Origin of the sequence: Sedimentimonas flavescens (assembly GCF_025154035.1) — a bacterium.
Lineage (GTDB): Bacteria > Pseudomonadota > Alphaproteobacteria > Rhodobacterales > Rhodobacteraceae > Rhodobacter > Rhodobacter flavescens.
Window position 1 is genome coordinate 173,862 of sequence record NZ_JAOALJ010000001.1, and the last position, 22,033, is coordinate 195,894.

Genomic DNA, 22,033 nt, shown 5'->3' on the forward strand with positions numbered 1-22,033 from the left:
CACTATCTATCGCGGGACGCCTGCGGGGGAAAGCCATGAGCGATACCGACCTGTTCAAACTCTATTCGTCGCGCATCCTCGCGCTGGCGGCGGATATCCCGCATACCGAACCCCTGCCCGCGCCCACCCACAAGGCCAACCGCCGCGCGCCGCTTTGCGGCTCGACGGTCACGGTGGAGCTGACTTTCGACGGCACCCGCATCACCGGATACAGCCAGCAGGTTCACGCCTGCGCACTTGGGCAGGCCTCGGCCTCGATCTTTGGTGCCAATGTCATCGGGCGCTCGCCGGCCGAGGTTGAGCGCCTGCGCGATGAGTTGGCAGCGATGCTCAAGGGTGGCCCGGTGCCCTCCGCCCCCTTCGCCGATTACGAAGTTCTGCTTGCGGCGCGCGATTACTCCAATCGCCACGCGTCGATCCTGCTTGCTCCGCAGGCAACGCTCGACGCGCTGAACGCAGGCTAAAAAAAACGCCGCCATCCGGGGATGGCGGCGCGAGGAAGCGCTTTCCGGGCGAAATTGCCCGTATCGACAGGCAGGCCGCGTGTTTGGGGACAGGGCGGCAGCGAAAAGCGCGAGGCAGTAGCGATTGGGCCTCAGAACAGACCCGGAATGAAGAGAACGCCAAGGAACGTGATGCAAAGCGACATCGCGCCCAGTGCATCATGCAGAAGGCCGTTCGAATGACGTTTGAGAATTGCTTGAACTTCGCGGCGCATTCGGAACCTCCTTCTCCGGTGTTGCTATTTTGTTCTCATTTTTTCGGCGCGAAGTAAAGAACTTTTTAAGAACATCCGGTCAACCAACGTCGATAAGGCGAATTGCGCGGTCCTGTTCCATCAGCCAGAGCAGCACCCGCGCCGCCTGCCCGCGCGCGGTCTGCAGCTCGGGGTCCTGGGTCAACAGGTTACGCGCATCGCTTTGGGCAACGGCCATCAGGCCCGCCTGCCGTTCAAGATCGGCAATGCGGAAGCGCGGCACACCCGATTGCGCGGTGCCGATCACATCGCCAGCGCCACGCATGGCGAGGTCTTCCTCGGCGATGCGGAAACCATCCTCGCTTTCGCGCAGGATCTGCAATCGCCGCTCGCCCGAGTCGCTCAGCGGGGCCTGATACAGCATCAGGCAGGTGGATTCGGCCGACCCGCGCCCGACGCGCCCGCGCAACTGGTGCAGCTGCGCGAGGCCAAAGCTTTCGGCGCGCTCAATCACCATGATCGAGGCATTGGGCACATTCACCCCCACCTCGATCACGGTCGTGGCCACCAGAACACGCGTCCGCCCCGACGTGAAATCGGCCATCGCGGCATCCTTGTCGGCCACCGCCATCTGCCCGTGGACAAGGCCCACGACGCCCTCGCCCAAGGCCGCGCGAAGGAAGCGGAAACGATCCTCGGCCGAGGTCAGATCGACGCGCTCGCTTTCCTCGACCAGCGGGCACACCCAGTAGCACTGGCGCCCCTCGGCCACCGCGCGGCGCAGATGCGCAACCACCTCATCGAGCCGCGCGGTCGACATCAGCGCGGTCTTGACCGGTTTGCGCCCCGACGGCTTCTCGTCCAGCACGCTCACATCCATGTCGCCATATTGCGCCAGCGCGAGCGAGCGCGGAATTGGCGTCGCGGTCATCACCAGAACGTCGGCAGCCTCACCCTTGGCACCCAACTCCATGCGCTGCGAAACGCCAAAGCGATGCTGCTCATCTATCACGACAAGCCGCAGATCGTTGAATTCGACGTCTTTCTGGAAGACCGAATGGGTTCCGACCAGAATGTGAATGCGCCCCTCGGCCAGATCCGTCAGCTTCGCGACGCGCTCGGCGCCCTTGTCGCGCCCGGTCAGGATCTCGACCCGCACGCCCGCCGAGGCCGCAAGCGGCGCAAGCCCATCGAGATGCTGGCGCGCAAGGATCTCGGTCGGGGCCATCATCACGCCCTGCCCGCCCGCCTCGACCGCCGCAAGAAGCGCCAGAAAGGCCACCAGCGTTTTGCCCGAACCCACATCGCCCTGAAGCAGCCGGTTCATCCGGCGCGGGCCCGCCATGTCGGCAGTGATCTCCTCCACCGCACGGCTTTGCGCGTCGGTCATCTCATAGGGCAGCGCGCGCAGAACCTTGCCTGACAGCGCACCGGTTCCCTTGGTCTCGCGCCCGCGCAAACGGCGTTGCTGGCGCCGCGCCAGCGCCAGCGTCAGTTGGTGCGCGAAGAATTCATCATAGGCCAGGCGCTGCCGCGCGGGGGCAGCTTGCGCTGTGTCGGCGAGCGCCTGAGGCGCATGGGCTGCGTGCAGGGCTGCGTTCCACGCAGGCCAGCCCTCGCGCGCCAAGAGCGAGGGGTCGATCCATTCGGCAAGATCAGGCAGCCGCGCAAGCGCCCCCGCCGCCGCCTTCGCCATCACCTTTTGCGTAACCCCTGCGGTCAAAGGATAGACAGGCTCAAACCGCGGCAGCTCGCCTACGGCATCGGGCGGCAGGATGTAATCCGGGTGAACGACCTGCGCGACCCCGTCGAAAACCTCAAGCTTGCCCGAGATCAGCCGCTTTTCGCCCGGCGGCAGTTGCTTTTGCAGGTAATCGCCGCGCGCATGGAAGAACACCAGCTGGAATTCGGCGGCCTTGTCGCGCATCAAAATCCGCGTCGGCCCGCCCTTCCGGCGCGATGGGATATGCGTCCCAACCTCGGCGACGACACTAACGACGCAGGGGGCCGCGACACCGCGGATCGTCTCGACCGGACGGCGGTCAATCACCGAATGGGGTAGCGTGAAGGCCATGTCGCGCGGACGCGCGATCCCGGTTTGGGCAAGTAGCTGCGCGGTTTTCGAGCCCACACCCGGCAGCGTCTCGATCTCCGCGAACAGCGGAAAAAGGATCGGCGGGCGTCCGGTCATGAGGCCCCCGCCAGCGTCAGCCATTCGTCTTCATCGATCACCTTGATGCCCAGTTCGGCCGCTTTCTTGGCCTTTGAGCCCGCCCCCGGCCCCGCCACCAGCAGATCGGTCTTGGCCGATACCGAGCCTGCGACCTTGGCGCCCATCTGCTCGGCCCGCGCCTTGGCCTCGGCGCGGGTCATGCGTTCGAGCGTCCCGGTAAAGACAACAGTCTGCCCCGCAATCGGGCTGCCCGAGGTATCGTGGCGCACCGCATCCTCTACCGTCAGTTCGGTGATCAGACGGTCGATCAGGGCGCGCTCAGCCTCCTGATGGAAGCTGCTGACGACTGAGGTTGCAAGCGTCGTGCCGACCCCGTCGATGGACATCAACTCATCCCACTCGGCTCCCTCGCCGATCTGCGCGCCGGTCATCGCGGCCTCGAACTCGGCCCAGCTTCCGTAGTGATTGGCCAGCAGCGCGGCGCTGGTTTCGCCGACATGGCGAACGCCAAGCGCGAAAATCAGACGGGCCAGCGGGATGCGCCGCCGCTCGTCGATCGCGGCAAAGAGCTTGTCGGCGGATTTCTCACCCCACCCCTCGCGCTTGCGCAGCTGACGCAGGCTGTTCGGGCCATAGTTGCGTTTCAGTTGGAAGATATCGGCGGGTTCGCGGATCCAATCGTCTTCGTAGAACGCCTCAACCTGCTTTGCCCCCAGGCCCTCGATGTCGAACGCAGAACGCGAGACGAAATGTTTCAGTTTTTCCACGGCTTGCGCCGGGCAAATCATGCCGCCGGTGCAGCGGCGCACCGCATCGCCCTCTTCCCGGATCGCGTCGGATCCGCATTCCGGACAGTGCTGCGGGAAGACATAGGGCACCGCATCCGCCGGGCGGCGCGACAGGTCCACATCGGCGACCTTGGGGATCACGTCGCCCGCGCGGTAAACCTGTACCCAGTCCCCCTCGCGGATATCCTTGCCGCCGCGGATCTCTTGCCCCTTCGAGTCACGCCCGGCGATGTAGTCCTCATTATGCAGGGTCGCGTTCGAGACAACAACGCCGCCCACAGTCACGGGGCTGAGCCGCGCAACCGGGCTGAGCGCGCCCGTGCGCCCGACCTGAATCTCGATCTTCTCAAGCCGGGTCCAGGCCAGCTCGGCGGGGAATTTATGCGCAATGGCCCAACGCGGCGTGGTCGAGCGGAACCCGAGCCGGCGTTGCAGGCCCAAATCGTTCACCTTGTAGACCACCCCGTCGATATCATAGCCCAAGCTGGCCCGCTGCGCCTCGATCCCACGGTAATGCGCCAGCATGTCCTGCGGCCCGTTGCAAAGCTCGGTCAGCGGGTTGGTCTGAAAACCCAATGCCTTCAGGCGTGCAATCGCGTCGATCTGCGTCAACGCCAGCGGTTCGGACAAGGCACCCCAGGCATAGGCAAAGAACCGCAGCGGCCGCGCGGCCGTGATCCGCGCGTCAAGCTGGCGTAGGGATCCGGCGGCGGCGTTGCGCGGGTTGGCGAACGGCTTATCGCCCCGCTCGGCCTGCCGGGCGTTGAGCGCCGCGAAATCGGCGTGGCTCATGTAGACCTCGCCGCGCACCTCAAGCACATCGGGCGCACCGGGCAAGAGTTGCGGGATATCGGTGATCGTGCGCGCATTCTCGGTGACGTTCTCGCCGACCTCACCATCGCCGCGCGTCGCTGCCTGCACCAGCCGCCCACCTTCATAGCGCAGCGACAGCGACAGACCGTCGATCTTGGGCTCTGCCGTGTAAGCCAGCACCTCTGCCTCGGCGATGCCAAGGTAGGATTTCACGCGGGCATCAAAGTCGAGCACGTCTTCATCGGAAAAGCCGTTTTCGAGGCTCAGCATCCGAACCTCATGCGCGACCTTGCCGAAGCCCTCGGCGACAGGCGCGCCCACTTGAAGGGTCGGGCTGTCAGGGCGCGCCAGATCCGGGAAACGGGCCTCAATCTCGGTCAAACGCCGCTTGAGCGCATCATATTCGGCGTCAGAAATCTCGGGCGCATCGTGCGTATGATAGGCGGAATTCGCCGCGTCGATTGCGGCAATCAGCCCCGGCAGTTCGGCCTCTGCCTCGGCACGGGTCAGCGCACCAACTGCAATCTTGTCCGTCACGGTCATCCTCTTCCCCCTCGGCCACCCTAATGGTTTAGGGTCAGCCGGGAGGAGCGTCCAGAGGGTGAGCGTATCTCAGGCGCCCACAGCCAATCGCTGAGCCATGATCGCCGGCGCCGGATCGCGCAGCACGTAGCCGCGGCCCCAGACCGTCTCGATGTAGTTCTCGCCACCCGTCACCTCAGCCAGTTTCTTGCGCAGCTTGCAGATGAACACATCGATGATCTTCAGTTCCGGCTCATCCATGCCGCCGTAGAGATGGTTGAGAAACATCTCCTTGGTCAGAGTCGTGCCCTTACGCAGGCTGAGCAGCTCCAACATCTGATATTCCTTGCCGGTCAGGTGGACGGGCTTGCCCTCCCCCTCGACCGTCTTCGCGTCAAGGTTCACCGCGATCTTGCCCGTGCGGATGATTGACTGCGAATGGCCCTTGGAGCGGCGAATGATCGCATGGATTCGCGCGATCAGTTCTTCGCGATGGAACGGCTTGGTCATGTAATCGTCGGCGCCGAAGCCAAAACCCTTGATCTTGCTGTCGGTGTCATCCGCCCCGCTCAGGATCAGGATTGGCGTATCCACGCGGGCCAAACGCAGCTGGCGCAACACCTCATGCCCGTTCATGTCGGGCAGATTGAGATCGAGCAGGATCAGGTCGTAATCATAGAGCTTCGCCAGATCGATCCCTTCTTCACCCAGGTCGGTGCAGTAGACGTTTAGATTGGCATGGGTCAGCATCAACTCGATACTACGCGAGGTTGTAGGATCATCCTCGACCAACAAAATGCGCATCCTGGGTTCTCCGTATTAAATCCCCGATAATGTTCGAGGCTTGCACCGATTGGTTAACACCCAGTTAGTCTGGCAATATTCTTAATGATTGCAACCTAAAGTTGTTTCCATTTTTGGATCGCGGTCACTTTCAACCCGTCCACCCCGTGTTTCGACACCCCCTCGATCCACAGATCCAGCTCTTCTTCCGACAAATCGTAGCGATCCAGCGCCTCGGCGCGCGGAATCAGCCCATGCGTCACGGCCTGCACCAGCGTCGCTTTGCGACTGGCAACCCATCGCGTCGTATCGGGCGGCGGCAGATCCGCCCGCGTCAGAATCGAGCCATCGGGCAAGGTCACCGAACGCGGCCCATCCACTTTCTTGAGATACATCTGCTCCCCCTTCCGCTTTCCTGGCCTGAAAATGACCGCTTCGCCTTAACGACGGGTGAAACGCGGGGTTGAGACTAGTTCGCATTTTCCTATATTCCTGCGGGTCTGATCAAAGGACCCCTTTCATGAGCAAGGATCTGCCCCTCAATTCGCTGGGACTGCCCAAGCCCCCGGCCGAAACCCGCGTTGTCGTCGCCATGTCTGGCGGCGTCGATAGCTCGGTCGTGGCCGCGCAACTGGCCGAGGAAGGCTATGATGTCGTGGGCGTGACCTTGCAGCTGTATGACCACGGCGCGGCGCTCGCCAAGAAGGGCGCCTGCTGCGCGGGTCAGGATATCCACGACGCGCGCCGCGTGGCCGAGACGATGGGATTTCCGCATTACGTGCTCGACTACGAGAACACGTTCCGCGAGGCCGTGATCGACGAGTTCGCCGACGCCTATCTGGCGGGCGCGACGCCGGTGCCCTGCATTCGCTGCAATGAGCGGGTGAAGTTCAAGGACCTGCTGGAAACCGCCAAGGATCTCGACGCTGACTGCATGGCGACCGGGCATTACATCCAGCGCAAGATGGGCCCGCATGGCCCCGAGTTGCACAGCGCAGCCGATCCGAACCGCGACCAGAGCTATTTCCTGTTCTCGACCACGCCCGAGCAACTCTCCTACCTACGCTTTCCGCTTGGGCATCTGGCCTCGAAGGCCGAGACGCGGGCACTGGCGGCGAAATATGGCCTGCCGGTGGCCGACAAGCCCGACAGCCAGGACATCTGCTTTGTGCCGAACGGAAACTATGCCTCGGTCATCGAGAAGCTCCGCCCCGGTGCGGCGGACCCCGGCGAGATCGTCGATATGGAGGGCAATGTCCTCGGCCAGCACAAGGGTGTCATCCATTACACGATCGGTCAGCGCCGTGGTCTTGGCATCGGCGGGCTTGGCGATCCGCTTTACGTCGTCCGGCTGGACCCCGACACGCGGCGCGTGATCGTCGGCCCGAAAGAGGCGCTCTCGACCCGGATCATCCCGGTGCGCGAGATCAACTGGCTTGGGGATGAGCCCTTCACCGCCCGCCCTGAATGGCATCTGAGCGTCAAGGTCCGCTCAACCCGCCCGCCGCGTGAGGCCATTGTCCGCCCGATCAGCGCGACCGAGGCCGAGGTTGAGTTGCTAAACCCGGAAGAAGGCGTAAGCCCCGGACAGGCCTGCGTTTTCTACGAAACCGGCGGAACGCGGATCTATGGCGGCGGTTGGATCTGGCGCGGACGGTAGATGAAAAGGGCGCCTTTCGGCGCCCTTTCTTATTGTTTCAGCACGTAGCGGCCGGGCGCGTTTTGCAGCGGCTTGTAGCCCGCATCCGCATTGCCCATAGGCGGCGGCGCCTGGTCCGGGCCGGCAACGGCACCCCCGGTCACGCGCAGCCAATCGGCCCAGGGCTCCCACCACGAGCCCTGCACTTTCGGCACGCTCTTGGCCCAGTCCTCCGGCGCGGGATGGTTGTGGCCAGGCACATGCGTCATGATCCGATGCTTGGCGCGCGCGCTGCCGGGCGGCGCCACGATGCCCGTGTTATGCCCGCCCGAGACCAGTGCGAAGGTCACATCGCCATGCATCAGGTACGTCAGCTTGAAGACCGAGTTCCACGGCGCGATGTGGTCGTGCTCGGTCGCGACGGCGAAGACCGGCGCCTTGATGTCCTGAAGGTAGATGTGGCCTTCCCCCGCGGTCATCCGGCCATCCGCCAGATCGTTGTTGAGGAACAGCTTACGCAGATACTCCGAATGCATCTTGTAGGGCATCCGCGTCGCGTCATGACTCCAGGCACCAAGTGCCGAGGGCGCCTCGCGCTCACCCAGCATGTATTCGCGCACCATCTTCGACCAGACGAGGTCCTGCGACTTGAGCATCGAGAAGGTGCCCGCCATCGCCTCCTTGTCCAGATAGCCCTCTTCCCACATCATGTCTTCCAGCAGCGACAGCTGGCTTTCATTGGTGAAAAGCGAAAGCTCACCGGCTTCGGTGAAATCAACCTGCGCGGCCAGCATAGTCATCGAGGCAAGCCGCTCATCCCCGTCGCGCGCCATTGCAGCGGCGGTCACCGAGAGAAGCGTCCCACCGAGACAATAGCCCAGACCGTGCACTTTCTCGGCCCCGGTGATCGCGCTGATCGCGTCGATCGCGGCCATCACGCCAAGCTCGCGGTAGTCATCGAAGCCAAGCTCGCGGTCTTCCTCGTCGGGGTTTTTCCAGCTGATGCAGAACACCGAAAAACCCTGATCGACCAGCCACTTGATCATCGACTGGGGCGGCGTCAGATCGAGGATGTAGTATTTCATGATCCAGGCCGGGACGATCAGCAACGGCACCGAATGCACCGTGGGCGTCGTCGGAGCGTATTGGATAAGCTCGATCAGGCGGTTGCGGAAAACGACCTTGCCCGGCGTTATCGCAACCTCATGACCCGGCGTGAACTCCGGCGGATCCTCAGGCTGACCGGTCATCCGTTTCATCATGTCTTCGTAGAAGAACTGTGCACCGCGCGTCAGATTGCGGCCGCCCTCCTCGACGGTGCGCTGGATCAGATGCGGGTTGGTCAGCAGGAAGTTCGAAGGCGAGAACATATCGAGGAACTGGCGCCCGTAGAACTCGACCACTTTCTCGTGCCTCTCCTCCACCCCGTGCACTTCGGAGGTGGCGTTATGCCACCACTGCTGCGTCAGCAGGAAGCTTTGGGAATAGAGCGAGAAGGGAAACTTCAGCCATTCGGGCCCGGCGAATCGGCGGTCTTGCTTGAGCGGCTCAACGCAGACCTCGCCGTTGCCACCGGCCGCCTGACACAGGATCTCGGCCGCCAGACGCTGCGCCTTGCGCGCCGATTTCCAGACCAACTCAGCCCGCTTGCCGGGGCTGATTGCCAGATGCGCCGCCCAATCGCCCCAGGCGAGCGCCAGCGAGATCGGCGAGATGCTCGCTCCGAGCTTGCCGAACTGCGCATGGACCAAACGGTCGAGTCTGACGAATGCCTCTTCAGCGGCCAGCTTTTCGGGCGTGTCGGTCAACAGGACCTCGGCCAGCCGAGCCGGAAGATTCGGGATAGGCTCTGCCTTGTCTGCCTTGGGCGCAAGCGCTTCGGGCCTTTCGGCAACCACAGTCCCAGAGATAGCTTGGGCGGCCGATTCCACGGCCGCCTCAGCCTTGACGCGCGACCGGCGCGCCTTCGGAGCAGATGTCGTCATCTCTCAACCTAGTTACGGCGGGCGGCCCATCCGCCCGTCCTTCGTCAGTCTTTCTTGCCCGTCGCCGAAATGATGGCGTTGCCTTCCTCGGTCGCGGTACGCACCGCTTGCTCGGCGATTTCCGTCACCGACGCGGCAAGCTTGTTCGTTTCGGTCGAATAATCGCTCAGCATCCGTTGCCAGAAGGTCGTCCAGAGCGCCATCGCTTCGTTCGGATCCTTCGCATCGGCCAGGTCGGCCAGCATGCTGCGGTCCCGCTCGAAACGGGTTTTCAGGAAGTCGAGCGTCTCGATGTTCTGCTTGAGCAGCGCCTCGGCCATCCGGGCCTGCGGGCGCAGGAACATCGACATATCAACCGACGGGGTCGGCATACAACCGGCCATCACGCCGAACGGGTTCTGTTTCTTACTTGCCATGTCTGTCCTCCTTCAGTCTCAGCCAAGCTCAAGGAGTCTATCATTCTTCGCACACGCAGAAATTGATCTGCCGCAATACCTGCCAAGATTAACGCGCATTGTAAAAGTCACGTTAAATTATTAGCCGCAGATCTCTTTTTAGAACATTTTTCGGGCATTTTGCAGACGCAGCATAAAGCGCAGATCAGAGCGACGGGATTTCGCGTAAGTCGGACGATTCCCCGCTCTCGCGCTGACCCCAAGCATTGTGAAAGATCAGCTCTTCCAACGGCATCCGCTGCGCCCATCCGCGTTGCTGCAACTCAGGTTCCGAATGCAGTTCGCGCACATGCCCGAGGCACAGATAGGCCACCGGCACCACATGCTCGGGCAGCCCGAGGATCTCGCGCAGGTCGGCGTCATTGAAGATGCTGACCCAGCCAACGCCAATGCCCTCGGCGCGGGCGGCAAGCCAGAGGTTCTGCACCGCGCAGACCGTCGAATACAGATCCGTGTCGCGGTTGTGAGTCCGCCCCAGCACGACCGGCCCACCCCGCTCGCGGTCGCAGGTGATACACAGGTTTACCGGGGCATCGGTAATCCCCTCCAGCTTGATCGCCGAATAAAGCGCCTTGCGCGCATCGCCGAACATCGCGGCGGCCTCGTCATTGGCGCGCGAAAAAGCCTGTTTAACCCGCGCCTTGGTCGCGGGATCGCTCAGCAGCAGAAAGTTCCAGGGCTGCATGAAGCCCACCGAGGGCGCGTGATGCGCTGCCAACAAGAGGCGCTCCAGCACCTCGGGCGCGATCGGGTCGGGTTGGAACTGGCTGCGCACATCGCGCCGCGTGTGAATCGCACGATAGACCGCATCGCGCTCGGCGTCTGAAAAAGGCCCCGCGGGCACGAGGTGAACGGATTGCGGCATGACACATCCCCTGTCTGGCAACCATGGCCGCCCCCGCCGTCCGCGCGAGGGGGCCTATCCTGTCCGGCCGGTCTTCTGACTTCGGCTTCGCGCGGTGCAGCGCCTTCCCGGCCTTGGCCAGTGGCTCCAGCTGCACCATCCACCTTACAGCGTTGGGCACGTCGCGGAGTTGCACCGCGTTCCCGATTATCCCGACCGCAGCCGGGCACCAGACCCGCGCAAGCTAGCCAAACACGCCCGCCGCCGCAAGCCGCACAACTCCCATTGACAGTGCCCCCGCCCCTGCGTCATCTTCCGCCCCACGTCAGGGGAGTCCCGCCTAGGGGACTGAGAGGCTGACAGGGGGAAACCCCGGTGAAGCGACCCTTTGAACCTGACCCAGTTGATACTGGCGTAGGAAGACCGAAGGGCGCCCTCCCGACATATGACTGGGGCGGTCCTTTCGGGCCGTAGCGGCCCTTTCGCTTGGGGCCAGCGGCCCCTTCTTGCCTCACGTGTTGCTTGGGTCTCATCGCAAGAGGAGACCAACTATGAACAAGCCCACCCCCCGGATCACCACCGGTGCCCTGCCCGCGTCGTGCAAGGTTTTCATCCCCGGCCAGTTGCACCAGATCGCGGTGCCGATGCGCTCGATCCACGTTTCGAACGAGACGCCGGTCAGCGTCTATGACAGTTCGGGCCCTTACACCGACCCGGCGGCCAGCACCGACATCCGCCAGGGCCTTGCCGGAACGCGCGGAGACTGGCTGCGCGCACGCGGTGACATCGAGGAATACGAGGGACGCGCTGTCACCTCGGCCGATAACGGCTTTGCCGAGGGCGACCGCCTCGTGCCGGAATTCCCGAAGCTGCGCCGCCCCTTCCGCGCCACCGGCAGCCGCGCCGTGACGCAGATGGCCTATGCGAAAGCCGGCATCATCACCCCCGAGATGGAATATGTCGCCATCCGCGAGAACCTCGGTCGCACCGAAGCCTGGGCCGAGGCCCGCGACGGCGAGGACTTCGGCGCCGCGATCCCCGACCTCGTGACGCCCGAATTCGTGCGTCAGGAAATCGCGGCAGGCCGCGCCATCATCCCCGCCAACATCAACCACCCCGAGCTGGAGCCGATGATCATCGGCCGCAACTTCCTGGTGAAGATCAACGCCAATATCGGCAACTCGGCCGTGACCTCCTCGATGGAGGAGGAGGTCGAGAAGATGGTCTGGGCAATTCGCTGGGGCGCCGACACGGTGATGGACCTTTCGACGGGCCGCAACATCCACAACATCCGCGAATGGATCATCCGCAACGCCCCCGTGCCGATCGGGACCGTGCCGCTTTACCAGGCGCTTGAGAAGGTCGGCGGCGTGGCCGAAGACCTGACCTGGGAGATTTTCCGCGACACGCTGATCGAGCAGGCCGAGCAGGGCGTGGATTATTTCACCATCCACGCGGGCGTGCGCCTGCACATGATCCCGATGACGGTCAAGCGCGTGACCGGCATCGTCTCGCGCGGCGGCTCGATCATGGCCAAGTGGTGCCTGCATCATCACCGCGAAAGCTTCCTCTACGAGCATTTCGACGAGATCTGCGACATCATGCGGGCCTATGATGTCTCCTTCTCGCTCGGTGACGGGCTGCGCCCCGGCTCGATTGCCGACGCCAACGACCAGGCGCAATTTGCCGAGCTTGAGACCCTGGGAGAGCTGACCAAGATCGCCTGGGCCAAGGATTGCCAGGTCATGATCGAGGGTCCCGGCCACGTCGCGATGCACAAGATCAAGGCCAATATGGACAAGCAACTGGCCCATTGCCATGAAGCGCCGTTCTACACGCTCGGGCCGCTGACGACCGATATCGCGCCGGGTTACGACCATATCACCTCGGCCATCGGTGCGGCGATGATCGGCTGGTTCGGCACGGCGATGCTGTGCTACGTGACGCCCAAGGAACACCTCGGCCTGCCCGACCGGGACGACGTGAAAACCGGGGTCATCACCTACAAGCTGGCTGCCCATGCCGCCGACCTCGCCAAGGGGCACCCCGGCGCGCAACTGCGCGATGACGCGCTGTCGCGCGCGCGGTTCGAGTTCCGTTGGGAGGATCAGTTCAACCTCTCGCTCGACCCCGACACCGCGCGTGAATTCCACGACGAGACCATGCCGAAAGAGGCCCACAAGCTCGCGCATTTCTGCTCGATGTGCGGGCCCAAGTTCTGCTCGATGCGGATCTCGCACGACATCCGGGTCGAGGCGCAGAAGCAGGAAGGCATGGCCCAGATGGCGGAGAAATTCCGTGAGGGCGGCGCGCTTTATCTCCCGGCGGAGAAGGCGCAATGATCTTCTCCGTCCTTGGGGCGGGCGTGGCGGGGCTGTGCGCCGCCACAGCCCTTGCCGAACGGGGCGCACGGGTCGAGGTGATCGACCCCTCCCCCGACCCCACCGGCGCATCCTGGTATGCGGGCGGGATGCTCGCGCCTTATTGCGAGGCCGAGGCCGCACCCGAAGAGGTCTTCTTCATGGGCCGCGACGCGGTGCGCTGGTGGGCCGAGCGCGTACCGGGCGTGCTGCAAAATGGCACGCTCGTCGTCGCCCCGGCCCGCGACACGGCCGAATTGGACCGCTTTGCCCGTGCGACCCGCGGGCATGCATGGGTCGATCCCGGCGTCATCGAGCCCGACCTTCAAGGCCGCTTCGCGCGCGGCCTCTACTATGCCGAAGAGGCGCATCTCGACCCGCGCGCGGCCACCCGCGCGCTGCGTGATAGGCTGATCGCCCTTGGGGCCGAGTTGCACTTTGGCACCTGCGCCGCCCCGCGCGGCCAGATCATCGACTGTCGCGGCCTTACCAGCCGCGACCACTTGCCCGAGCTGCGCGCCGTGCGTGGCGAGATGCTGCTGGTCGAAACACCCGAGATCACCCTCTCGCGCCCCGTTCGACTGCTGCATCCGCGCTTCCCCTGCTACATCGTCCCGCGCGGCGAAAACCGCTTCATGATCGGCGCGACGATGGTGGAGAGCGACGACGACCGCCCCGTCACCTCCCGCGCGGCGATGGAGTTGCTGTCCGCCGCTTACGCCCTGCACCCCGCCTTTGCCGAGGCCGCCATCGTCGAGATGGGGGCGGGCCTGCGCCCCTCGCTGCCCGACAATGTGCCGCGTGTGCTGCACCGAGGGGAGCGTAGCCATGTGAACGGCCTCTACCGCCACGGCTTCCTCACCGCCCCCGCACTGGCCGAGGAACTGGCCCAAACCCTGTTTCAGGAGCACCGCCATGCAAGTTGATGTGAACGGCACGCCGCACGAGGTTCAGGCCGAAACCCTCTCTGCGCTGCTCGATGAGTTGGGCTTCGAGGCCCCCTGCGTCGCGACCGCCGTTGATGGCACATTCGTGCCGCGCACCCTGCGCGACGCCCACCCCCTTACCCCCGGCGCGCGGATCGAGATCCTCGCCCCCATGCAGGGAGGCTGAGATGTTCTACGGAACGGAACTATCCTCGCGCCTCTTTCTCGGGACGGCGCAATACCCCTCGCCCGCGATCCTGGCTGAAGCGATCCGCGCCTCGGGCACCGAGATCATCACCGTCAGCCTGCGCCGCGAGGGGTCGGGCGGCGGCGGCTTCCGCGATCTGATCGCCGCGACCGGCTGCCGGGTGCTGCCCAACACCGCCGGATGCCACACCGCGCGCGAGGCGATCACCACCGCCCACATGGCGCGCGAGGTCTTCGGCACCAACTGGATCAAGCTTGAGGTCATCGGCCACGCCGACACACTTCAGCCCGACCCTTTCGCGCTGCTCGAGGCCGCGCGGGTGCTGTGCGCCGAGGGCTTCGAGGTCTTCCCCTACACCACCGAAGACCTGATCCTCGGAGAAAAGCTGATCGAGGCCGGTTGCCGCGTTCTGATGCCTTGGGGGGCGCCCATCGGCTCGGGCCAAGGCCTGCGCAATATCGATGGGCTGCGCTCGATGCGCGCCCATTTCCCCGACATTCCCCTCGTCATCGACGCGGGTATCGGCGCGCCCTCGCAAGCCGCGCAAGCGATGGAGATGGGCTTCGACGCGGTGCTTCTGAACACCGCCGTTGCCAAGGCACTGGACCCGGTCGGCATGGCGCGCGCCTTCGGGCAGGCAGTCGAGGCAGGGCTGGCGGCGCATCGCGCGGGGCTGATGCCCCGGCGCGATATGGCCTCGGCCTCCACCCCAATCTTTGGCATGGCGGCATTGGCATGATGGACCGGTTCTACTTGATCTCTGGCACGGCCGAACGGCTCGAACGCCTTGTCCCCCTTGGCGTAAAGCTGGTGCAGTTGCGCACCAAGGACCTGCCGCCGGACCTGTTGCGCGCCGAGGCGCTGCGCGCACAGGCCGTTTGCGCGGCCCATGGGGCGCAGTTGATCCTGAACGATTACTGGGAACTGGCTTTCGATCTGGGCATCGACTTCGTCCACCTTGGGCAGGAAGACCTCGACGCGGCCGATCTTGGGGCGCTGCGCCGCGCAGGGGTTCGCTTTGGCCTATCAACCCATGATGAAGCAGAACTTGAGCGCGCCCTTGCCTGCGATCCGGCCTATGTCGCGCTTGGCCCGATCTTTCCGACGCTGCTCAAGCAGATGAAATGGGCACCGCAGGGCCATGCCCGGATCCGCGCCTGGAAAGACCGCGCAGGCTCGGTGCCGCTGGTCGCCATCGGCGGGCTGACACCTGAACGCCTGCCCGAGGTCTTCGCGGCAGGCGCCGACTGTGCCGCCGTCGTGACCGACATTCAACAGGCCGCCGACCCCGTCGCCCGCACCCGCACTTGGATCGAGGCCACAAGATGAGCCGCTACCTGCGCCAAACCGCCCTGCCCGAGATCGGCCCCGAAGGACAGGCCCGCCTTGCCCGCGCCCACGTCGCCATCATCGGCGCCGGGGGCCTAGGCTGCGGCGTTATCCCCGCGCTGGCCGGCGCAGGTGTTGGGCAACTCACTATCCTCGACCCCGACCACGTAGAAGAAAGCAACCTGCACCGCCAGACGCTTTACCGGATGACCGACATCGGCCAGCCGAAAGCCCTCTGCGCCGCGCGCGAGGTCGTCGCCCTCAACCCCGGCATCCGCGCCGAGGGGCAGGTTATGCGCCTTGTGCCGTCGAACATGGCCACCGTGCTTGAGGGCGCCGACCTGATCATCGATGCAGCCGACAGTTTCGCCGTCAGCTACATGCTCTCGGATTACTGCCACCCACGTGGGATCCCGCTGGTTTCCGCTGCGGTGCTGGCGCGGCAGGGCTATGTGGGCGCGTTCTGTGGCGGCGGGCCGAGCTATCGCGCCGTCTTCCCCGACGTTCCGGAGCATATGGCCAGCTGCAATGAGACCGGCGTCATGGGGCCGGTTGTGGCGGCCATTGCGGCACTTCAGGCGCAAATGACACTGTCGGTCCTGATCGGGCACCAGCCCTCGCCCATCGGCCAGTTGCTCCATCTGGACCTTGCGAACTGGCGCATTTCGGCGATGCGTTTCGATGGCGCGCCCGAGCCTGCCACCCGCTATCCTTTCATTTCGCCGACACAGATCGACCCTGCCGATCTGGTCATCGACCTGCGCCCCGAGGCCGAGGCGGCCGAGCCCGCCCACCCGTCCGCACGGCGCGTCGCCCCCGCCGAACTAAGCGCCCTTTCAGCGCCCGCCGAGCAACGGCTGGTGCTGTGCTGTCGCTCGGGCCTGCGCGCAATGCGCGCGGCGCGCAAACTTACCGACATGGGCCACCGGAGCATCGCGTTGCTGGCGGTCGGTCCATGAGCGGTCAGCGGTCAAAAAGCGTGTTGCTGATCGGCGGGATGGATTCCAGTGGCGGCGCGGGTTTGCTGCGCGATGCTCAGGCGCTAGAGCAGGCAGGCTGCCACGCTCGGGTCGCCGTCACCGCGGTGACCGCCCAAACCGATCGCGGATTGCTCGCGAGTCAACCCATGGCGCCGGAAATGGTCGCAGCACAGATCCGCGCGGCACTTGTCTGCGGACCCATCGGCGCGGTTAAGATCGGGATGCTCGGCACGGCAAGCATCGTCGCGGCCGTGGCCGAAGAACTGCCGGATCTGCCCATCATCCTCGATCCGGTGCTGGCGACCAGCTCGGGCGGTGCACTTCTCGACTACGCCGGGCTTTCCGCGATGATCGCCTTCTTACCGCGCGTCCTGCTGCTGACTCCGAACCTGCCCGAGCTTGCGGTGATCGCGGCTCATCTTGGCCCCGAAACCGGGACGATCGAGGCCAGCGCGCGCAAGCTGCTCGCCCACGGAGCGCAGCATGTCTTGGTCAAGGGCGGCCATGCCGAGGAGATCGCGGCCACCGACCTTCTGTTCTCAGCCGATGCGCAGCCCGTGCCCTTCACCGCGCCGCGCATTCCCAAGTCACTGCGCGGAACCGGCTGCTATCTCGCCAGTGCCATCGCCGCGCGCCTTGCCCAAGGCGCTCCGATTGAAACCGCCTGCGCCGAGGCCAAGGCCGCGTTGCACAGCCTTTTCACCGAAAGCTAGCCCTTACCCGGTGCGGAACGCACGCCACAGAAGGCCCGCACGACGTCCGAACTCAGACCCGGCAAGCGCGCCTTCCGCGACCAGCGCGGGGTTCTGGATCGCGCGCTTCAACTGCCCCGCAGCCTGCCATCCCGGCAGGCAGGCGATGCGGGCCGCTGCGCCTTGGGCCTGCGCCTCGCCAGCATTCAGCCGGGCAAGGCCCTTGGCCGCCAGCGCGCGGATCGCTTCGGGGCGGCCATCGACCAGCGGGTAACGCCCGCGCGCTTCCAGCGCCGGAACCGCAACCAACCAAGATGCAAGGCCCGCGCCATAGGCAAAATCGCGAATCGCAGGCTCTGCAGCGGGATCCGCCCCCAAGGCACGTGCCGCAGCCCAACAGAGATTTCCCGCCGTGCCATCGAGATAGCTATCGAAAGCGGCCTCATCCTCGAAGGGCTCGTGCCAGCAATCCCACCGGCGCGCCTCTGCGACTTCGCGCAGAAGCCCCGCCTGACCCTGAAGCATCACGAGGGCCGGGCCGATCTCATGCGCGGGTTCGCGCCCGGTCTCGGCCAGATCCTCCAGCGCATCGACCCACCATTGCAGGCGCATCTCCGCCACCATCGGTTCGGCCGAAGCCCAGGGTGCGCGGGCAATCTCGAGGTTGGCGGCATAAAGCGGCCAGAGCCGGTCACGCAGATCGGTACGGGTCGCCATCGTGGCAAGAAACCGATCCGGATCGCCCGCCTCGACGCGCTCGGCTGCCGCGCGCAAACTGGCGCTCAGCGCGGTCATACCGGCTGCGCCCCGTCGCGCAGAAGCTTCCACATGATCGCCTCAAGCAGCGCCTCGAACGAGGCATCGACTATGTTCGGCGAGACGCCAACCGTGGACCAACGCTGCCCCTGACCGTCCTCGCTATCGATGATGACGCGGGTGACCGCCTCGGTGCCGCCCTGCGTGATACGCACACGGAAATCGACCAGCTTCATGTCGTCGATCATGCACTGGTAAGGACCAAGATCCTTCGCCAAAGCTTTCGAGAGCGCGTTGACCGGGCCGCCATCGGTGCCATCGGCCACTATGCCTTCCGACACACTCAGCGTCCGCTCGCCGCCAATGTTCACGACGACGACCGCCTCGGACAGATGTGCCATCTTGCCCCGCGCATCGCGCCGCCGCTCGACCGTCACGCGATAGCGCTCGACTTCGAAGAACTTCGGCAAGAGCCCAAGCGCCCGCCGCGCCACCAGCTCGAACGAGGCCTGCGCGCCGTCATAGGCATAGCCCTGATCCTCGCGCAGCTTGATCTCATCGAGGATCTGCACGAGGCGCGGATCTTTCGGGTCCACCTCGATCCCCATCGACACAAGCCGCGCGCGCAGGTTCGACTGCCCCGCCTGGTTCGACATCGGGATCAGGCGCGCGTTGCCCACCGTCGCCGGGTCCACATGCTCGTAGGTCGAGGGGTCCTTGAGGATCGCCGAGGCATGCAGCCCCGCCTTATGCGCGAAAGCCGAGGCCCCGACATAGGGCGCCGAGCGCAGTGGCACGCGATTCAGAATATCGTCAAGCTTGCGCGACAGCTTCGTCAGCCCGCGCAGAGCGTCGCGCGATACGCCGATATCGAACTGGCTGCGGAAAGGCTCCTTGAGCAGCAGCGTCGGGATCAGAGAGGTCAGGTTCGCGTTGCCGCAGCGCTCGCCAAGCCCGTTCAGCGTGCCCTGGATCTGGCGGCATCCCGCCAGAACGGCCGCCAGCGAGGCCGCCACCGCCTGCCCGGTGTCGTCATGGCAATGAATACCCAGCCGGTCGCCTGGGATGCCCGCATCGATCACCGCACGGACGATCTCACTGACCTCATGGGGCAGCGCGCCGCCGTTGGTGTCGCACAGCACGACCCACCGCGCCCCGGCCCGATAGGCCGCGAGCACGCAATCGAGCGCATAGGGCGCATTGGCCTTGTAGCCGTCAAAGAAATGTTCGGCGTCGAACAGCGCCTCGCGCCCCTCGGCGACCATATGCGCGACCGAGGCCGAGATATTCTCAAGGTTCTCGTCCAGCGTGATGCCAAGCGCCGTGGTGACATGGTAGTCATGCGTCTTGCCGACCAGACAGACCGCTGGCGTCGCGGCGTTCATCACGCCCGCCAGCACCTCGTCATTCGCGGCCGAACGCCCTGCCCGCTTGGTCATCCCAAAGGCCGTGAACGTCGCGCGGGTCTGCGGACGCTCGGCGAAGAAATCGCTGTCGGTCGGGTTCGCACCGGGCCAGCCGCCCTCGATATAGTCGATCCCGATCTGGTCGAGCGCATTCGCCAGCGCGACCTTCTCGCCCACCGAGAATTGCACACCCTGCGTCTGCTGCCCATCGCGCAGCGTCGTGTCGTATAGATAGAGGCGTTCCTTGCCCATCTGCTCCCCCCGCCTCAAACGTCCGGCAATTTCGATGCGTCGAAACCCGCGCCGGGCAAAAGTTCGACCCCGGCCTTCGACATGCGCACCTCGACCCCGGCAGCCATGAGCGCCGATTTGAGCGCATCCACCGCCGAGAAGTCTTTGGTTTCCATGGCTTTCGCACGAATATTGCTCAGAGCAACCGCATGGGCGGACAGATCCACCTGCGGCGCCTCGGCCCATGCGCCCATGACATCCTCCAAAAGCCCGAGCAGGGCCGCAGAGGCTTTCAACAGCGCCGGATCCCCGGCCATCTGATGTAGCTCCGCAATGGCGCCCGCTGTGTTGAGGTCATCAGCCAGCGCCGCGACAACCGAGGGAGCCGGGCTCGGCGCGGGCTCGATGCCCGCGACGAGACCACGCCATCTACGCAACGTAGCCTCCGCCTGCGCGGCCTTTTCGGCCGTCCAGTCCATCGGCTTGCCGTAATGCGTCTGGAGGAAGACGAAGCGGATCACCTCGCCCGGGATGCCCTGATCCAGCAGGTCGCGCACGGTGAAGAAGTTGCCGAGCGACTTGGACATCTTCTTGCCCTCGACCTGCAACATCTCGTTGTGCAGCCAAAAGCGTGCAAAGCCTCCGTCAGGATGGGCGCAGCAGCTTTGCGCGATCTCGTTCTCATGGTGCGGGAATTGCAGGTCGATCCCGCCCGCATGGATGTCAAAGCTCGCGCCAAGCAGCTCGTAGCTCATGGCCGAGCATTCGATATGCCAGCCCGGACGGCCACGACCCCAGGGGCTGTCCCAGCCCGGAAGCTCGTCATCCGAAGGCTTCCAGAGCACAAAATCCATCGGGTCTTCCTTGAAGGGCGCCACCTCGACCCGCGCGCCCGCGATCATGTCATCGACCGACCGCCCCGAGAGCGCGCCGTAATTCTGATACGAGCGCACGCGGAACAGCACATGGCCATCCTTGGCGTAGGCATGCCCCTTCTCGATCAGGTCCGCGATCATGGCGATCATCGCGCCGATATAGTCGGTCGCGCGCGGCTCGAAATTCGGACGCAGGGCGCCAAGCGCATCCATATCGGCGTGATACCAGCCGATGGTCTCTTCGGTCCGCTCGCGGATCAGATCTTCGAGCGTGCCCTCGGCCCCGGCTTCCTTGCGTGCCAGCGCGGTCGCGTTGATCTTGTCATCCACGTCGGTGAAGTTGCGCACATAGGTCACGTGATCCGCGCCGTAGACCTGCCGCAGCAGCCGGTAGAGCACGTCAAACACCACGACGGGCCGCGCATTGCCCAGATGCGCGCGGTCATAGACCGTGGGGCCACACAGATACATCCGCACATTCTGCGGATCGAGCGGCTCGAACACCTCCTTGCGACGGGTTTTCGTATTGTGCAGGCGGATCTCGGTCATAAGTCCTCGCAGGTCTTTCCCGGCGCGGGCTTAGCAGGTTCAACACTCGTTTGGAATGAGAAGAACGGCCCGCGTGACGTGTGTCAGCGGCAAATAATGCAAATGATGGTGGCACGGTTCTTCATGGCATCTTGTTAGCGCGCCGAAACGCGCTTGCCAAGCGATCTCAGGCAGCTGCGGCGCGCGCAACGGGGCGGAAAGGCTCGATCGTGACGGATTTGCCTTCGAAGGTGCAGAAGGAACCGGGCGGGATCTCTTCCCAATCCGACTGATCCTCTTCAAGCGGCTCCGAGACCACTGCGCGCCCGCGCCGCGTATCAGACCATTTGTGATAGAGCGTCGGCGCCGCGTCGTCGCTGGCGTAGCGCACGGCATAAAGCCGAACGCCGTCGGAAAAGGCCGCCGTCAACCGCATATGCGGTGCCCCGCCGCGTTCACGCGCAAGCGCCTCAAACCGCGCGGCCGCCCGTTCGAGCGCGCGCTTGGGGTCGGCCTCCAGCCCCTCGCCGAGGGCCACAAGGAACAGCGCCTCGCTGTCGGTCGCACCCTTGCGTTGCGCGTAGAGACTGTCGGGGATCATCATCTCGGCCGCGCGGCGGAAGGCATCGTAACCGCCGATCTGGCCGTTGTGCATGAAGCTCCAATGCCCCACGACGAACGGATGGCAGTTGTTGCGCGAGGTCGCCGTGCCGGTCGAGGCACGCACATGCGCCAGAAACAGCGCCGATTTCACCGTGGCCGTCAGCGAGCGCAGGTTCGGGTCGGACCAGGCCGGCATCACGTCGCGGTAGAGGCCCGGTTGCGTCGGTTCACCATACCAAGCGACGCCAAAACCATCCGCGTTGATCGCCGTGTGGCACTGGGTCGCGCAATGACTTTGATGGATCAGCGAATGGCCCGGCCTGCTGATGATTTCATCCAGAAAAATCGGTTGCCCGACATAGGCCGCCCAACGGCACATGCTCTGCCTCTCGCCCGGCGGTTTACCCGCCTGAATGGTTCGCTCGGCCGTACTGTAACCG

21 protein-coding genes and 1 riboswitch are annotated in these 22,033 nt (G+C 64.8%); of the genes, 9 read left to right on the top strand and 12 right to left on the bottom strand.

All coding sequences use genetic code 11. The features are described from left to right. The first annotated feature begins 35 nt into the window (after positions 1-35). On the top strand, positions 36-464 hold the full coding sequence (locus tag N3C64_RS00830; protein WP_218629113.1) for an iron-sulfur cluster assembly scaffold protein: 429 nt from the start codon (positions 36-38) through the stop codon (positions 462-464). 131 nt (positions 465-595) lie between these two features. Here the strand turns inward: N3C64_RS00830 and N3C64_RS00835 are convergent, their stop codons facing one another. The 5 genes from N3C64_RS00835 to sciP form a co-directional block, all read right to left on the bottom strand. Continuing rightward, positions 596-718: a hypothetical protein gene (locus N3C64_RS00835; protein WP_260010821.1), complete on the bottom strand. Its 123-nt coding sequence runs from the start codon at positions 716-718 to the stop codon at positions 596-598. Between the two features lie 79 nt (positions 719-797). Next, positions 798-2,888 carry an ATP-dependent DNA helicase RecG gene (recG, locus tag N3C64_RS00840; protein WP_260010823.1) on the bottom strand — a complete coding sequence of 697 codons (2,091 nt, stop codon included), beginning with the start codon at positions 2,886-2,888 and terminating at the stop codon, positions 798-800. Then, the gene (gene ligA / locus N3C64_RS00845; protein ID WP_260010824.1) at positions 2,885-5,014 is read right to left on the bottom strand and encodes an NAD-dependent DNA ligase LigA; all 2,130 of its coding nucleotides are present in this window, start codon (positions 5,012-5,014) and stop codon (positions 2,885-2,887) included. The genes recG and ligA overlap by 4 nt, the downstream gene beginning before the upstream one ends. 69 nt (positions 5,015-5,083) lie before the next feature. Then, positions 5,084-5,797: a response regulator transcription factor CtrA gene (gene ctrA, locus N3C64_RS00850; protein WP_218629116.1), complete on the bottom strand. Its 714-nt coding sequence runs from the start codon at positions 5,795-5,797 to the stop codon at positions 5,084-5,086. A gap of 95 nt (positions 5,798-5,892) precedes the next feature. Continuing rightward, positions 5,893-6,171, bottom strand: coding sequence for a CtrA inhibitor SciP (sciP, locus tag N3C64_RS00855; protein WP_218629117.1), 279 nt, complete (start codon positions 6,169-6,171; stop codon positions 5,893-5,895). A gap of 125 nt (positions 6,172-6,296) precedes the next feature. Here sciP and mnmA point away from each other — a divergent pair, with 125 nt between their 5' ends. Next, complete coding sequence (gene mnmA, locus N3C64_RS00860; protein WP_260010825.1) at positions 6,297-7,436, top strand: tRNA 2-thiouridine(34) synthase MnmA; 1,140 nt, start codon at positions 6,297-6,299, stop codon at positions 7,434-7,436. Between the two features lie 29 nt (positions 7,437-7,465). Here mnmA and N3C64_RS00865 read toward each other — a convergent pair whose 3' ends face one another. The 3 genes from N3C64_RS00865 to bluB form a co-directional block, all read right to left on the bottom strand. After that, the gene (locus tag N3C64_RS00865; RefSeq protein WP_260010826.1) at positions 7,466-9,223 is read right to left on the bottom strand and encodes a PHA/PHB synthase family protein; all 1,758 of its coding nucleotides are present in this window, start codon (positions 9,221-9,223) and stop codon (positions 7,466-7,468) included. A 221-nt stretch (positions 9,224-9,444) separates the two neighbouring features. Beyond that, on the bottom strand, positions 9,445-9,816 hold the full coding sequence (locus N3C64_RS00870; protein WP_260010827.1) for a phasin family protein: 372 nt from the start codon (positions 9,814-9,816) through the stop codon (positions 9,445-9,447). Positions 9,817-10,000: 184 nt separating this feature from the next. Further along, the gene (gene bluB / locus N3C64_RS00875; protein ID WP_260010828.1) at positions 10,001-10,720 is read right to left on the bottom strand and encodes a 5,6-dimethylbenzimidazole synthase; all 720 of its coding nucleotides are present in this window, start codon (positions 10,718-10,720) and stop codon (positions 10,001-10,003) included. A gap of 48 nt (positions 10,721-10,768) precedes the next feature. After that, a riboswitch (cobalamin riboswitch) is annotated at positions 10,769-10,948 on the bottom strand. Between the two features lie 302 nt (positions 10,949-11,250). Between bluB and thiC the strand changes: the two genes are divergently transcribed. From thiC to thiD, 7 genes are read left to right on the top strand one after another with little or no spacing between them, the layout of a single operon-like run. Then, positions 11,251-13,041 carry a phosphomethylpyrimidine synthase ThiC gene (gene thiC / locus N3C64_RS00880; RefSeq protein ID WP_260010831.1) on the top strand — a complete coding sequence of 597 codons (1,791 nt, stop codon included), beginning with the start codon at positions 11,251-11,253 and terminating at the stop codon, positions 13,039-13,041. Continuing rightward, entirely contained in the window at positions 13,038-13,985 is a 948-nt protein-coding gene (gene thiO, locus N3C64_RS00885) for a glycine oxidase ThiO (protein WP_311201854.1), read from the top strand. Before thiC ends, thiO begins: the two co-directional genes overlap by 4 nt. After that, complete coding sequence (thiS, locus tag N3C64_RS00890; RefSeq protein ID WP_260010834.1) at positions 13,975-14,172, top strand: sulfur carrier protein ThiS; 198 nt, start codon at positions 13,975-13,977, stop codon at positions 14,170-14,172. Before thiO ends, thiS begins: the two co-directional genes overlap by 11 nt. Before the next feature lies 1 nt (position 14,173). Continuing rightward, the gene (locus N3C64_RS00895) at positions 14,174-14,932 is read left to right on the top strand and encodes a thiazole synthase (protein WP_260010835.1); all 759 of its coding nucleotides are present in this window, start codon (positions 14,174-14,176) and stop codon (positions 14,930-14,932) included. Then, positions 14,932-15,522, top strand: coding sequence for a thiamine phosphate synthase (locus N3C64_RS00900; RefSeq protein ID WP_260011783.1), 591 nt, complete (start codon positions 14,932-14,934; stop codon positions 15,520-15,522). The genes N3C64_RS00895 and N3C64_RS00900 overlap by 1 nt, the downstream gene beginning before the upstream one ends. After that, complete coding sequence (locus tag N3C64_RS00905) at positions 15,519-16,481, top strand: ThiF family adenylyltransferase (protein ID WP_260010836.1); 963 nt, start codon at positions 15,519-15,521, stop codon at positions 16,479-16,481. The genes N3C64_RS00900 and N3C64_RS00905 overlap by 4 nt, the downstream gene beginning before the upstream one ends. After that, positions 16,478-17,215, top strand: a complete 738-nt coding sequence (gene thiD / locus N3C64_RS00910; RefSeq protein WP_260010837.1) for a bifunctional hydroxymethylpyrimidine kinase/phosphomethylpyrimidine kinase — start codon at positions 16,478-16,480, stop codon at positions 17,213-17,215. Before N3C64_RS00905 ends, thiD begins: the two co-directional genes overlap by 4 nt. A 3-nt stretch (positions 17,216-17,218) precedes the next feature. On the opposite strand, the gene N3C64_RS00915 is transcribed toward thiD, so the two are convergent. The 4 genes from N3C64_RS00915 to N3C64_RS00930 all read right to left on the bottom strand — a co-directional run bounded on the left by N3C64_RS00915 (position 17,219) and on the right by N3C64_RS00930 (position 21,972). Continuing rightward, positions 17,219-17,989 (bottom strand): squalene/phytoene synthase family protein, encoded by a 771-nt coding sequence (locus N3C64_RS00915; protein WP_260010838.1) that lies wholly within the window; start codon positions 17,987-17,989, stop codon positions 17,219-17,221. Next, on the bottom strand, positions 17,986-19,608 hold the full coding sequence (cimA, locus tag N3C64_RS00920) for a citramalate synthase (RefSeq protein ID WP_260010839.1): 1,623 nt from the start codon (positions 19,606-19,608) through the stop codon (positions 17,986-17,988). The genes N3C64_RS00915 and cimA overlap by 4 nt, the downstream gene beginning before the upstream one ends. Positions 19,609-19,622: 14 nt before the next feature. Then, a complete protein-coding gene (gene cysS / locus N3C64_RS00925; RefSeq protein ID WP_260010841.1) occupies positions 19,623-21,011 on the bottom strand; it encodes a cysteine--tRNA ligase in 1,389 nt (462 codons plus the stop codon). Positions 21,012-21,177: 166 nt separating this feature from the next. Continuing rightward, positions 21,178-21,972: a class II glutamine amidotransferase gene (locus tag N3C64_RS00930; protein ID WP_260010843.1), complete on the bottom strand. Its 795-nt coding sequence runs from the start codon at positions 21,970-21,972 to the stop codon at positions 21,178-21,180. Positions 21,973-22,033 lie beyond the last annotated feature (61 nt).